Origin of the sequence: Thioalkalivibrio sp. (assembly GCF_007692535.1) — a bacterium.
Taxonomy (GTDB): domain Bacteria; phylum Pseudomonadota; class Gammaproteobacteria; order Ectothiorhodospirales; family Ectothiorhodospiraceae; genus Thioalkalivibrio.
The window spans coordinates 1-14309 of sequence record NZ_REBW01000082.1 but is presented as its reverse complement, the minus strand read 5'-3'; the positions used below and the strand labels follow the sequence as shown (position 1 = coordinate 14309).

Below are 14309 nucleotides of genomic sequence, written 5' to 3'. Positions count from 1 at the left end.
CGTTCCATGACGCTGAACCACCAGAGCACGCGGACCACCAGATACCCGACAGTGGAGGCGACCACGGCCAGCACGAGGCTGCCGGTCACCAGCGGCTTCCAGATCGTCAACAAATCGCCGGTGAACCACTCCATGGTCATCTCCACGCGGAATGAGCGCCGCGGCTCATTGAGGATCCAGCGTCCGATCGTGTAGGCGGTGTAGAATATGGGCGGCATGGTCAGGGGATTGGACACCCAGACCAGCAGGACCGATATGGGCAGGTTGACGCGCGCCCAGATTGCAATCGCGGCGGCGAGCAGCATCTGCATCGGTATCGGCAGGAAGGTCACGAAGAGTCCCACGGCAAAGGCACCAGCGACGGAGCGCCGGTTCAGATGCCACAGATCAGGCGCGCGCAGGCGCGGACCCAGCATTTCCAGGGCACGGTGGCCCCGGACCGATTCATAGGCCGGGAACCAACTCTTGATGAATTTTTTCGCCATGGATCAGTGGGCGCGCTATGGCGCGCGGGTGAATGCGTCAAGAGCGGCCGCCAAGCCCTGGCCGGCCGCGTCGGTCCGGGCTCGCGGCATCATATTTCCGTTCCTGCCGGGATGGAACCATGATCCCGTTTGCCGGCGCTCTGGTGACCGGGGTCCTGGCCCTGCACCTGCTGCCCGCTCTGCCCGAATGGCCCTGGGCGGTTCTGGGGCTGCCGGCCCTGGCGCTCGCCTGGCACCGGTTCACGCGCCCTGTGAGCGGATTCCTGCTTGGATGCGCACTCGCGGGGATGCACGCTCAGAGCTGGACGGAGCGTGCCGTGCCCGCGGCCCTGACGGGCACCGAGGTCACGGTAGTCGCCACGGTTCGGGGTATTCCGGACCACGGATCGCGTCGTTCCCGGTTCATACTTCAAGTCGATGAGACCGTCACCGCCCCGGACGCGTTCCGGGCCGAACGCCTGCGCGTGACTCTTTTTCCCGCCGAGCCGCGCCTCGCGCCGGGTGACCGTGTCCAGGTCACCCTGCGCCTGCGGCCGCCCCGGGGGTTGCACAATCCCGGCGGGTTCGACTACGGGGCGTGGCTGTACCGCACCGGCATTCATGGGCTGGCGAGCGTTCGGGGAAACCTGCAGCTCATCGACGGCGCGAGCGCCAGGCCTGCAGCACAGGACCTGCATCGGCTGCGCGCGGCAGTCCGGGATGCGATGCTCGCGGCCCATCCCGAGGCCCGGCACCCTGGCGTCATGCAGGCGCTCGTCATCGGCGACCGGGGCGCGATGGACCCCGACGACTGGCGGCGCTTTCTGCATACCGGAACGAATCATCTGATGGCCATCTCCGGGCTGCACGTAGGGCTCGTGGCGGGCTTCGCCCTGCTGCTGGGACGCGGCGCGTGGCGAAGACTGCCCTGGTTGCACCGGGCTCTTCCGCTGCACTGGTTCGGTGCCCTCGTTGCGATGTCTGCGGCTGCGGCCTACGCCGCCCTCGCGGGATTCAGCATTCCGACGCAGCGGGCACTGGTTATGCTTGTACTCGTGAGTGTAGCGGTCCTGGCGCGGCGCGACCCGCTTTCGTGGCGCGTCTATGCCGGCGCGCTGGTCTTCGTAGTGGCGGTCGCACCCGCCAGCGTCCTCGCCCCCGGCTTCTGGTTTTCCTTCGGCGCCGTGGCGGTGATTCTCGTCCTGCTTCAGGGGCGGGTGCAGCCGCCAGGGCCGAAGGGATGGCTGCGGATCCAGGTGATCCTCGCCGTCGCGATGTTGCCGCTCAGTCTCGCCTGGTTTCAGCTGGGTTCCTGGATCGCGCCGGCGGCCAACCTGGTGGCAGTCCCTGTCGTCAGCTTCCTGGTGCTGCCGGTGTTGCTCGCCGGGGCGGGCCTTGCGCTGCTCTGGGCACCCCTGGGCGCCCCTTTGCTTTGGTGGGCGGACGCCTGGCTCGCGCTGCTGCTGCGGACGCTGGAGCTTCTCCTCGCCGTACCGGGCGCGGTCGCGGAGATGGCCGTGCCCTGGCCCGGTGCGGTCCTGGCGGGAGTCGGCGTCGTCCTGCTTCTGTTTCCGCGCGCCCGCAGCCTTCTGCCCTGGGCGGGACTGGCCTGCCTGCCGCTGGCATTGCCCCTGTCGCCACCGATCGCCGAAGGCGACTTCCGGGCCGAGATGCTGGACGTCGGGCAGGGGCTCGCCGTGGTCGTCCAGACGCAAAGGCACGTCCTGGTGTACGACGCCGGACCGGCCTGGGAGGACGGCTTCGACTCCGGATCGGCAGTGGTTCTGCCTGCGTTGCGCCGGCGTGGCATACGCAGCATCGATCGGATCCTGGTCAGCCACGAGCACATGGACCACCGGGGCGGGGTCGCCGCCGTTGTCTCCGGCCTGCCGGTGCGGGAGATTCTGAGCCGACGTGGCGATGCCTTGGCAGAGGAGGGGCCCTGCGAGGCCGGCATCGCCTGGGAATGGGACGGAGTCCACTTCGCGACCCTGCATCCGCCACCGTTCTGGGACAGCGGCAACGCCGCCTCCTGCGTGCTCGCCGTGCAGGGTCGGCACGGTCGTCTCCTGCTCACCGGTGATCTGGAGGGCCTGGGGGAGAGCGTGCTGGTACGCGCCATGGGCGACAGTTTGCGTACCGATGTGCTGCTGGTGCCGCATCACGGTGCCGCGGGGGTACTGAGCCGCGGTCTGCTCGAAGCCGCCGCACCCGAAGTGGCCTGGGTGAGCAGCGGCTTCGACAATCGTTTCGCACATCCAGCCCCCGATGTGCGAAGGCTGCTGGATGCGCGCTGCATTCCCCTGTTCGACACCGCGGAACGGGGCATGATCTGGTTGGAAACCGGCCCGGGTGGCATCCGGCTCGGACCGGGCAGCCGGATCGAGCACCGGCGTTTCTGGCATCCGCCCGTTCCGCCAGCGCCACCCCTTCCCGGGCATTGCCGCGACGACGCATCCGACGCCCCGCCGGGGCCGCGAAACCCCGGGGCCATGTAGAATGAAGGCATGAACCCGCACCCGCCAGACACCATCCGCCCCATCCGCTTCGAAGACGGGGTCCTCTACCTGTTGGACCAGCGCCGGCTGCCGGGTGAGACCCGGGAGAATGCTTACACGGAGCCGCAAGCCGTCGCGGCGGCCATCCGCGACATGGTGGTGCGCGGGGCGCCGGCCATCGGCATCGCCGCCGGTTTCGGCGTCGTGCTCGCCTGCGAGGCGGCACGCAAGCAATCGGTAAACCCCTGGCGGGCGGAGGTCGACACCGCGATGGAGCAACTGGCGGCGTCCCGTCCGACTGCGGTGAACCTGTTCTGGGCACTGGACCGGATGCGGCGGGTATTGGACGGCTGCGCGTCGGCGGATGAAGCCTATGCGGCGTGTCTGGCCACGGCGCAGGCCATTCTCGACGACGACATTGCCGCCAACCGACGCATGGGCGGGCTGGGCGCGGCACTGATCACGCCGGGCCGTGCGGTCCTGACCCATTGCAACACGGGATCCCTGGCGACCGGCGGGTTCGGGACTGCGCTGGGGGTGGTCCGTTCCGCCTGGGCAGACGGGCGCGTCACCGAGGTGTTTGCCGACGAGACCCGTCCCTGGCTCCAGGGCGCACGTCTCACGGCCTGGGAGTTGGTGCAGGATGGCATTCCCGTGCGACTGCTCTGCGAGGGCGCCGCGGCCAGCCTGCTGCGCTCCGGAACGGTGGGCTGGGTGATCGTCGGGGCCGACCGTATCGCCGCCAACGGCGATACCGCCAACAAGATCGGGACCTACGGGCTGGCGGTGCTGGCACGGGAACACGGCGTGGGCTTCATGGTCGCGGCGCCGGTGAGCACCATCGACTTCGGCACGGATGACGGCACCGGAATCCCGATCGAGACACGCCCGGAGTCCGAGGTGCTGGAGCTCGCCGGCCAGCAGGTTGCCGCCCGCGGCGCCCGGGCCTGGAACCCGGCGTTCGACGTGACGCCGGCCCGGTTGATCGATGCCATCGTGACTGAGCATGGCGTGGTGCGGCGCCCGGACCGACAGGGCCTGGCGGCACTCGGGAAGGGGCTGCCAACCTGAGGCGGCGAGCGGGGCGCGCCGCGCGTGCCCCGCTATGGTAATATTCCGGGTTTACCCTCCCCGGAAAATGCCGCAAGCCTATGGCCGAATTCGCCAAGGAAGTATTCCCGGTCAATCTCGAAGACGAGATGCAGCAGTCCTACCTCGATTACGCGATGAGCGTGATCGTGGGCCGGGCGCTTCCTGACGTCCGCGACGGCCTGAAGCCCGTCCATCGTCGGGTGCTGCACGCGATGCGGGAGCTCGGAAACGAGTTCAACAAGCCGTACAAGAAATCGGCCCGCGTGGTCGGTGACGTGATCGGTAAATACCACCCGCACGGCGACAGCGCCGTCTACGATGCCATCGTCCGCATGGCCCAGCCCTTCTCGATGCGCTACATGCTCGTGGACGGGCAGGGCAACTTCGGCTCGGTCGACGGTGACGCACCCGCGGCCATGCGTTACACCGAAGTGCGCATGGCCCGCATCGCGCAGGAACTGTTGGCGGACATCGACAAGGAGACGGTCGACTTCGTCGAGAACTACGACGGCTCCGAGCGCGAACCCTCGGTGCTGCCGAGCAGGTTTCCCAACCTGCTGGTCAACGGTTCCGCGGGGATCGCGGTGGGTATGGCGACCAACGTCCCCCCGCACAACCTCGGTGAGGTGATCGACGCCTGCGTAGCTCTGATCGACGATCCCGAGATCGGAATCGATGGCCTGATGGACTACCTCCCCGGTCCGGATTTCCCGACCGCGGCCATCATCAACGGCGCCGACGGCATCCGCGACGCCTACCGCACCGGTCGCGGGCGTGTGTACATCCGATCCCTGACACACATGGAACCACTCGAAGGCGGCCAGCGCGAGGCGATCATTGTCACCGAGCTGCCGTATCAGGTGAACAAGGCCCGGCTGATCGAAAAAATCGCCGAACTGGTGAAGGAGCGCAAGCTCGAGGGCATCAGCGAACTGCGCGACGAATCCGACAAGGACGGCATGCGCATCGTGATCGAACTGAAGCGCGGCGAAATGCCGGAGGTGGTCCTGAACCACCTGTTCATGCACACGCAGATGCAGAACGTTTTCGGTATCAACATGGTCGCGTTGGTCGAGGGCCAGCCGAAACTGCTGGACCTGCGCCAGATCCTGGAGGCCTTCCTGCGCCACCGCCGAGAGGTGGTGACCCGGCGCACGATCTTCGACCTGCGCAAGGCGCGGGAACGCGCGCATATTCTCGAAGGACTGGCGATCGCGCTGGCGAACATCGACGACATCATCGCACTGATCCGTGGCGCGCCGAGCCCGGCCGAGGCGAAGGCCGGCCTGCTGGCCAGGACCTGGGGCCCCGGGGGCGTCACCGCGATGCTGGATCGCGCCGGAGCCCGCGCCTCGCGCCCGGAGGAGCTGCCCGCGGAGTTTGGGCTCTCCGGTGACGGTTACCGTCTCTCCGAGAGCCAGGCGCAGGCGATCCTGGATCTCCGCCTGCACCGACTGACCGGGCTCGAGCAGGACAAGATCCTCGACGAGTACCGGCAGCTGCTGGACCAGATCGAGGACCTGCTCGACATCCTGGGATCCGGCGAGCGCCTGCAGGAGGAAATCCGCAACGAACTCCTCGCGGTGCGCGAGCAGTACAACGATGCCCGCCGCACCGAGATCCGGGCGGTCCACACCAACCTGACGCTGGAAGACCTTATCGGCGAAGAGGACGTGGTGGTCACGCTGTCCCACGCCGGGTATGTCAAGTACCAGCCAGTGACGGCCTATCGGGCGCAGCGCCGCGGTGGGCGGGGCAAGGCCGCGACCAGCTTCCGCGAAGAGGACTTCATCGACCGGCTGGTGGTGGCCAATACCCATGACACCATCCTGTGCTTCTCCAGTCGGGGCCGGGTCTACTGGATCAAGGTCTACGAACTGCCCCAGGGCAGCCGGGCCGCACGTGGCAAGCCGATCGTGAATCTGCTGCCGCTGGAGGCGAACGAGCGCATCAACGCCATTCTGCCGGTGCGCAGCTATGGCGAGGATCAGTTCGTCTTCATGGTGACGACGTCGGGCACGGTCAAGAAGACCCCGCTGACCGACTTCTCGCGGCCCCGCAGTACCGGCATCATCGCTGTGGACCTGCGCGAGGGTGATCGGCTGGTGGATGTGGCGCTGACCGACGGAAGCCGCGACGTGATGCTGGTCACCTCGGGGGGGAAGGCAGTGCGGTTCCCCGAGACGGATGTGCGCGCGATGGGGCGGACTGCCTGTGGTGTGCGCGGCGTGCGCATGGAGGATTCACAACAGGTCATTGCCCTGCTCATCGTGGAAGAGGGCTCGGCCCTGTTCGCCAGCGAGTTCGGTTTCGGCAAGCGGACCCGCTTCGACGAATTCCCGGTGCACCGGCGTGGTGGACAGGGCGTGATTGCGATGCAGTGCGCGGGGCGCAATGGGACGCTGGTTGGCGCCGCCAGGGTACTGGATGATCACGAGGTCATGCTGATCACCGACGGCGGCACGTTGGTACGGACGCCGGTGGAGCAGATTCCGCTGATCGGGCGCAACACCCAGGGCGTACGGTTGATCCGTCTGAGCGAGGGGGAGCGCCTCGTGGAGCTTGCTCGCGTGGAGCGGCTCCAGGGAGAGGATGATCCCGAGGACGACGAGGAAGTTGCCGATGGCTCCGACGCAGGGGCATCGATCAACGGCGACCCCGGGGCAGAAGACCCCGGTGCTGAAAAGGGAGAGCGCGAAGAATGAGTCGAGTATTCAATTTCAGTGCGGGTCCGGCGGCCCTTCCGGAGCCGGTGCTGCAGCGGGCGCAGGCGGAATGGATGGACTTCCGTGGCGCCGGCATGTCGGTGATGGAGATGAGTCATCGCGGTAAGACTTTCATGCAAGTCGCGGAAAAAGCGGAAAACGACCTCCGCACGCTTCTGGCGGTGCCAGAGGATTATGCGGTGCTGTTCCTCCAGGGCGGTGCGACCGGCCAGTTTGCCGCAGTACCCCTTAACCTGCGCAACGGCAGCCAGGGCATGGACTACATCGACACCGGGGCCTGGTCGGGCAAGGCGATCAAGGAGGCCCAGAAGTACGGGCCGGTGAATATCGTGGCCAGCAGCCAGAGCCACGGCTATGCGTCGATCCCCGATCCCGCGACCTGGAAGCTGGACCCGGATGCGGCCTACGTACACTACACACCCAACGAGACCATCGGCGGCGTGGAGTTCCACTTCGTGCCGGACACCGGCACGGTCCCGCTGGTCGCGGACATGTCCTCGACCATCCTGTCCCGGCCACTGGAGGTCTCGCGCTACGGGGTGATCTATGCCGGTGCCCAGAAGAACATCGGGCCGGCCGGTCTGACCCTGGTGATCGTGCGTAGGGATCTCCTCGAGCGCAAGTCGCCGACGGTCCCGGCGGTCTTCGACTACGCCCTGCAGACGAAGAACGACTCCATGTACAACACGCCCCCGACGCTGGCCTGGTATCTGTCCGGCCTGGTGTTCGAGTGGCTGCTGGAGCTGGGCGGTCTGGCGGCCATGGGCGAGATCAACCGGCGCAAGGCGGGCAAGCTCTACCACTTCGTCGACAACTCCGAGTTCTATCGCAACCCGGTGGAACCGTCGGCCCGTTCCTGGATGAACGTGCCGTTCATTCTGGCCGACGATGCCCTCGACGGCAGTTTCCTGAAACAGGCTGCCGAAGCCGGGTTGTCCGGCCTGAAGGGACACCGGTCGGTGGGCGGCATGCGGGCAAGCCTTTATAACGCGGTGCCCGAGGCTGCTGTGGACACTCTCGTCGAATTCATGGCCGACTTCGAGCAACGGCACGCCTGATCAGGGACACAGCATGTTTCGCATACAGACCTTCAACAATATCGCCGTGCGCGGCCTGAACCGGTTTCCACGCGAGCAGTACGAGGTGGCATCCTCCCTGCAGGGCCCGGACGCGATCATGCTGCGTTCCCACAACCTGCACGAGACCCCAATCCCCGAGTCCGTAAATGCCGTCGGACGTGCCGGGAGTGGTGTGAACAATATTCCGGTCGAGGCGTTGTCCGCGCGGGGCGTGGCGGTGTTCAACGCTCCCGGCGCCAATGCCAACGCGGTGAAGGAACTCGTCATTGCCGGCTTGCTCCTGGCAGCGCGGAATCTGATTCCCGCACACGAGTATCTGCGGGGACTTGATCCCAGCGACCCGGACTTCCAGAAACGCGTCGAAGACGGCAAGAAGCGGTTCGTGGGCTTCGAACTCCCGGGGCGAACCATGGGCGTGATCGGCCTCGGAGCGATCGGCGTGAAGATCGCCAACGCGTCACGCGGCCTGGGCATGAACGTGATCGGCTTCGATCCCAAGATCACCGTCGAGAGCGCCTGGCGGCTGGAGGCCGCTGTGGATCGCGCCACCACCGTGGACGCGGTGATCAGCCAGGCCGACGTGATCACCTTCCACGTGCCCCTGAACGACCAGACCCGCAACATCCTGGATGCCACGCGGGTCCGCTCACTGAAGCCAGGCGCGATCGTGATCAACCTCGCGCGTGAGAGTGTGGTCGACGATGTGGCGTTGTGCGCCGCACTAGACGCCGGTCAGATCCATGCCTACGTGACGGACTTTCCGTCGCCGGCGCAGCTCGGGAACCCACGGGTCATCATGCTGCCGCATCTCGGTGCGTCGACGGTCGAGTCCGAGGAGAATTGTGCGGTCATGGTGGCGGACCAACTGCGCGATTATCTGGAAAACGGAAACGTGCGCAACTCCGTCAACCTTCCCCGTTTATCCCTGGAGCGCAAGGGAGCCGCGAGACTGGCGATCGTCAACCGCAACCTACCCGATCGGGTCGGCCAGATCTCGCATGTGCTGGGGCAGAAGAACGTCAACATCGTGCACATGGTCAACGAATCGCGGGGCGATCTGGCCTACACGTTGCTCGATGTCGAGACGCCCATCGACGCTGCAACCGCCGAGGCCATCGCCGGAATCGACGGGGTTCTCCGTTCCCGGGTCCTCTAGTGTCGGATTCCGCTGATCTCGAGCGCCTGCGCGGGCGCATCGACCAGGTCGATGCCGAACTGCTGCGCCTGCTGAACGAGCGGGCGAGTTGCGCCGAAGAGGTCGCTTCGGTCAAGCGCAGCGAGGGCGATCCGCGGTTCTACCGGCCGGAACGGGAGGCCGTGATCCTTCGGCAGGTGCGCGAACGGAACCCCGGGCCGCTGCCCGATGATGCGCTGGTGCGCATCTTCCGCGAGATCATGTCGGAATGCCTGGCACTGGAAGAACCTCTCAAAGTCGCCTATCTGGGGCCGGAGGGAACCTTTACCCACCTGGCCACCCGCAAGCACTTCGGCCAGGCCGCGGCCCTGCAGCCGCTGACCGCCATAGACACGGTCTTCCGTGAAGTGGAGTCGGGCAGAGCCCATTTCGGGGTGGTGCCGATCGAAAACAGCACCGAAGGCGTCGTGACCCACACCGTCGACTGTTTCCTGGAGTCGCCGCTGCGCATCTGCGGGGAGGTGGTGCTGCCGGTACAGCATCATTTGCTGTCACGCAGCGAGCGCCTGGAGGACGTACAGGTGGTGATGGCCCACCCTCAGGCCCTGGCCCAGTGCAGGCAATGGCTGGACCGGGAACTGCATGCCGCGGAACGCCGCCATGCCCCCAGCAATGCCCGCGCGGCGCAGGATGCGGCCGAGCTGCCCCATGCGGCTGCGATCGCGAGCGCGGTTGCGGCAGATCGCTATGGCCTGAAAATTCTCGTCAGGAACATCCAGGACCGCGGGGACAACACCACCCGCTTTCTCGTGATCGGGCGCCTGGAGACCGGCATCACCGGGCGCGACCGAACGTCGATCATGCTCAGCACCGCAAATCGACCCGGCTCCCTGTTCGGCCTGCTCAAGCCCATCGCCGATGCCGGGATCAGCCTGACGCGCATTGAATCGCGTCCATCGCGCTGCGTGAACTGGGAATACGTGTTTTTTCTCGACCTCGTTGGCCACCAAGCCGACCCGGCGGTCGCGGCCTGCCTCGGCGAACTGCGCAAGAGTGCCGACATGCTCAAGATCCTCGGCAGTTATCCGCAGGCGGCCACCTAGTGGTTTCCGCATCCTCGCTTCACAGGATACCAAGCTAATGGTTGATTTCAGTGTCCTGGCCGTGCCTGGTGTCCGGGCGCTCCGACCCTATGAACCCGGGAAGCCGGTGGCTACCCTGGAACGGGAACTGGGTATCCGCGACGCAGTAAAACTGGCCTCGAACGAGAACCCGCTGGGTCCCAGCCCCCGCGCCCTGGCGGCGATTCAGACCGCGCTGGATGATCTTCACATCTATCCGGACGGGAACGGCTTCGCCCTGAAGCAGGCCCTCGCGAACCGGCATGGGCTGACCCCCGAACAGGTCACTCTGGGCAATGGGTCCAACGAGATCCTGGAACTGGTCGCGCGGACATGGCTCGGCCCCGGTTGTAGTGCCGTGTTTTCGCGGCACGCCTTCGCGGTATACGCGCTGGTGGTTCAAGCCGTCTCCGCGGAGGGGCGGCCGGCCGACCCCCTCCCCGTGGATTCCGGACAGCCGTACGGACATGACCTGGATGCGATGCTCGCGCGGGTGGACAAGGACACGCGCGTGGTCTTTATCGCCAACCCAAACAACCCCACCGGCACCTGGGTGTCCGCGGGAGCCCTGGAGGCGTTTCTGGTCCAGGTCCCGGCGGAAACGCTGGTGGTGGTCGACGAGGCCTACGCAGAGTACGTGGAGGCAACGGACTATCCCGACACCACACAGTGGCTTCAGCACTTTCCCAACCTGATGGTCACCCGGACGTTCTCGAAGATCCACGGCCTTGCCGGACTGCGTCTCGGCTACTCCGTGTCCTCGATCGGGGTCGCCGAACTGCTCAACCGGGCGCGGCAACCGTTCAACGTCAACTCCCTGGCACAGGCGGCCGGGTTGGCGGCCTTGGGCGATGCCGGACATGTGGCGGAAAGCGTCCGGGTTAACCGCGAGGGACTTGCCCAGATGACGGCTGCACTCCGTGAGCGGGGCCTGGACTTCATCCCCTCGGTTGGAAACTTCATCACCTTCGACGTGCGTCAGCCTCCGGGGCCGGTATACGAACGGCTGCTGCGCCAGGGGGTGATCGTTCGACCCGTGGACAACTACGGCCTGCCGACGCATCTGCGTGTGACCATTGGGACCAGAGGCGAGAACGATCGCTTCCTTGCCGCCCTCGATAACGTGCTCACGGCATGATTCAGCGGCTTGTCATCTTCGGGGTCGGCCTGATCGGTGGTTCGCTGGCCCTTGCGCTGCGCGAGGCAGGCGCCGTTGCCGAGGTGGTCGGCTGTTCGCGCAATCCCGCGAACCTGGAGGAGGCGGTCCGCCTGGGCGTGATCGACCGCTGGACCACGAATCCGGTCGAGGCCTGTCGGGATGCCGACGTCGGCGTGCTGGCAGTGCCGCTGGGGTCGATGCAGGGGCTGGCTGCCGCGATCGCAACCCACTGGCCGGCCGAGGCCACATTGACCGATGTCGGCAGCAGCAAGCAGGCCGTCATCGAGGCCGTCCGAGCCGGCTTCGGACATTTGCCCCGCAATTTCGTCGCGGGCCACCCGATCGCGGGCACCGAACACAGCGGTGTCTCGGCAGCCTACGCGACCCTGTTCCGGGAACGACTGGTGATCCTGACCCCGGCTGACGAGACCAGTCCCATGGCCTCCGAGCATGTCGCCGCGATGTGGCGTGCCACTGGCGCGCGGGTGGAATTCATGACCCCGGTGCACCACGATCACGTGCTCGCCGCCACCAGTCATCTGCCACACGTGCTGGCTTTCGCCCTGGTGGAGTCGCTGGCACGCATGAGCGAGAGCGATGAGATCTTTCACTATGCCGCCGGGGGGTTTCGGGATTTCACCCGCATCGCGTCCAGCGATCCGGTGGTGTGGCGCGACATCTGCGTCGCCAATCGGGACGCGATCCTCGCGGTCCTGGAGCGGTTTCAGGCCGATCTGGACGGCCTGCGGGAAGCGATCGCGCGCGGCGACGGCGAGGCCCTCGAGGCGCGTTTCGGGTTCGCGAAGCAGGCGCGCGACCGCTTCAGTGAGAACATGCAAGTGCAACTGGATCAGTGACCAACATGACAACGACCTTCACGGTGGCGGCCGGCGGATCCCTGGGCGGGAGCCTCCGGGTCCCGGGCGACAAATCGATCTCCCATCGCGCCATCATGCTTGGGGCGTTGGCCGAGGGCCGCACCACGATTACCGGCTTTCTCGACGGCGAGGACTGCCTCGCGACACTGGCAGCCTTTCAGGCCATGGGCGTGGCGATCGAGCGTCCCGAACCCAATACCGTGATCATCGATGGCGTGGGCCTGCACGGACTAAAGGCGCCGGCCGCACCCCTGGACATGGGGAACTCCGGCACGGCCATGCGCCTGATGTGCGGAGTGCTCGCCGGGCAGGCCTTCGACAGTACGCTGGTCGGCGATGAATCGTTGAACCGACGGCCGATGCGCCGCGTGACGGAACCCCTGGCACGAATGGGCGCCCGGATCGATGCCGACGGCGACGGCACGCCGCCGCTGCGGATCCATGGCGGGCAATCATTGCGCGGGCACAAGCACACGCTCGCGGTCGCCAGCGCCCAGGTCAAGTCGGCGCTGCTGCTGGCCGGTCTCTGGAGCGAAGGCGAGACCTGTGTGATCGAGCCGGCACCGACCCGTGACCACACCGAGCGGATGCTGCAGGGTTTCGGATGCACGGTGCGGCGCGAGCGGCGCATGGCCTGCGTCACCGGCGACACGCCGCTCAGGGCCAGCCCCGTGGAAGTGCCTGCGGACATCTCCTCTGCGGCCTTCTTCCTCGTGGGTGCGAGCATCTCCAGGGGTTCCGATCTGCTGCTGCAGCATGTCGGCGTGAACCCGACCCGCACCGGGGTGATCGACATCCTGCGGCTGATGGGCGCCTCGATCGAGGTCCTCGACCGGCGCGAGATCGGCGGGGAGCCGGTGGCCGATCTGCGGGTGCGCTGGGCACCGCTGCAGGGCATCGCGATTCCCACGGAACTCGTGCCACTCGCCATCGATGAATTCCCGGCGCTGTTCATCGCAGCCGCCTGCGCCGAGGGGCAGACGGTATTGACCGGCGCCGAGGAACTGCGGGTGAAGGAGAGCGATCGCATCCAGGTGATGGCGGACGGTCTGGGAGCGCTCGGCGTCGACTGCGAGGTTCTGCCCGACGGACTGCGCATACAGGGCCGCAGCCGGCTGCGTGAGGGCGTGGTCCAGAGCCATGGCGATCACCGGATTGCAATGTCCTTCGCGATCGCTGCGCTGCGCGCGGACGGGGCGGTCACCATTCACGACTGCGACAATGTCGCGACCTCCTTTCCCGGCTTCGCCCAACTGGCGCGCGGCGCCGGCCTCGGCATCACCGCATCATGACCCCCGTACTCGCCATCGACGGTCCCGGGGGCGCCGGCAAGGGCACCGTGAGCAAGCGCCTGGCCAAGGAGTTCGGCTGGCATCTGCTGGATAGCGGAGCCCTGTACCGCCTGGTCGGTGTGGCCGCGCGAAAACGTGACACGGATTTTTCGAATATTGCAGAACTTGCGGATATTGCGCGAAACCTTGATGTCGAATTCAGGATCTCCGACGAGGAGGCACTGGTCCAGACCTGGCTGGATGGAATGCGCGTGGATCATCTCCTGCGTTCCGAAACCGCGGGCTCCGATGCCTCCGTGGTCGCGGCTCTCTCTCCGGTGCGCACTGCGCTGCTGGAACGCCAGCGGGCTTTCGCACAACCGCCCGGCCTGGTCGCGGACGGCCGTGACATGGGCACGGTGGTCTTTCCAGACGCCGCTCTGAAGGTCTTTTTGACGGCAACCGCGGAGGAACGCGCGAAAAGACGCTTTAAGCAGTTGATGGAACAAGGACTTAGTGCTAATCTTCGCGCCCTCCGGGAAGAAATGGAGGCGCGCGACCGCCGCGATCGCGAACGTGCCACCGCGCCGCTGAAGCCGGCGGAGGACGCCTGGATCCTGGATTGCACCGGGATCGGCATCGAGGCGGTGGTGGCAATGATCCGCGAGCGTTTGCAGGGCGCCCTGTCTGCCCGGGAAGGGTAGTAGGCAGTCATGCAGCACGCAGTAGACAAGCAGTAGAAATGAAACCAACCGTTCCCGCTGATGCGGGGTGTGTTCAACCCAAGCCCGGATGCGGCGTTGTGTCGCAGACCGTCCCAATCACAGGTTTAACAAATCCATGAGTGAAAGTTTTGCGCAAATGCTCGAAGAGAGCATGGCCTACA

11 protein-coding genes are annotated in these 14309 nt (G+C 66.4%); 10 read left to right on the top strand and 1 reads right to left on the bottom strand.

All coding sequences use genetic code 11. From position 1 onward, the window contains the following. Window positions 1–485, bottom strand: a 485-nt coding sequence (locus EA346_RS03305) for a DUF2062 domain-containing protein (protein WP_296755610.1), incomplete at its 3' end; no start/stop codon positions are given. Between the two features lie 119 nt (window positions 486–604). On the opposite strand from EA346_RS03305, the gene EA346_RS03300 reads away from it, so the two are divergent. From EA346_RS03300 to cmk, 10 genes are all read left to right on the top strand, one after another. After that, window positions 605–2962 carry a DNA internalization-related competence protein ComEC/Rec2 gene (locus EA346_RS03300; RefSeq protein ID WP_296755608.1) on the top strand — a complete coding sequence of 786 codons (2358 nt, stop codon included), beginning with the start codon at window positions 605–607 and terminating at the stop codon, window positions 2960–2962. Between the two features lie 9 nt (window positions 2963–2971). After that, window positions 2972–4033 (top strand): S-methyl-5-thioribose-1-phosphate isomerase, encoded by a 1062-nt coding sequence (gene mtnA, locus EA346_RS03295; protein ID WP_296755607.1) that lies wholly within the window; start codon window positions 2972–2974, stop codon window positions 4031–4033. Window positions 4034–4113: 80 nt separating this feature from the next. Then, complete coding sequence (gene gyrA / locus EA346_RS03290) at window positions 4114–6759, top strand: DNA gyrase subunit A (protein WP_296755606.1); 2646 nt, start codon at window positions 4114–4116, stop codon at window positions 6757–6759. Beyond that, entirely contained in the window at window positions 6756–7838 is a 1083-nt protein-coding gene (serC, locus tag EA346_RS03285) for a 3-phosphoserine/phosphohydroxythreonine transaminase (protein ID WP_296755605.1), read from the top strand. Before gyrA ends, serC begins: the two co-directional genes overlap by 4 nt. A gap of 13 nt (window positions 7839–7851) precedes the next feature. After that, the gene (locus EA346_RS03280) at window positions 7852–9015 is read left to right on the top strand and encodes a 3-phosphoglycerate dehydrogenase family protein (RefSeq protein WP_296755604.1); all 1164 of its coding nucleotides are present in this window, start codon (window positions 7852–7854) and stop codon (window positions 9013–9015) included. Window positions 9016–9041: 26 nt separating this feature from the next. Beyond that, window positions 9042–10097: a prephenate dehydratase gene (gene pheA, locus EA346_RS03275; protein WP_296755611.1), complete on the top strand. Its 1056-nt coding sequence runs from the start codon at window positions 9042–9044 to the stop codon at window positions 10095–10097. 37 nt (window positions 10098–10134) lie between these two features. Next, window positions 10135–11253 (top strand): histidinol-phosphate transaminase, encoded by a 1119-nt coding sequence (hisC, locus tag EA346_RS03270; RefSeq protein WP_296755603.1) that lies wholly within the window; start codon window positions 10135–10137, stop codon window positions 11251–11253. Next, a complete protein-coding gene (locus EA346_RS03265; protein ID WP_296755602.1) occupies window positions 11250–12131 on the top strand; it encodes a prephenate dehydrogenase/arogenate dehydrogenase family protein in 882 nt (293 codons plus the stop codon). Before hisC ends, EA346_RS03265 begins: the two co-directional genes overlap by 4 nt. A 5-nt stretch (window positions 12132–12136) precedes the next feature. Beyond that, window positions 12137–13444, top strand: coding sequence for a 3-phosphoshikimate 1-carboxyvinyltransferase (gene aroA / locus EA346_RS03260; protein WP_296755601.1), 1308 nt, complete (start codon window positions 12137–12139; stop codon window positions 13442–13444). Further along, on the top strand, window positions 13441–14127 hold the full coding sequence (cmk, locus tag EA346_RS03255; protein ID WP_296755600.1) for a (d)CMP kinase: 687 nt from the start codon (window positions 13441–13443) through the stop codon (window positions 14125–14127). Before aroA ends, cmk begins: the two co-directional genes overlap by 4 nt. Window positions 14128–14309: the final 182 nt, after the last annotated feature.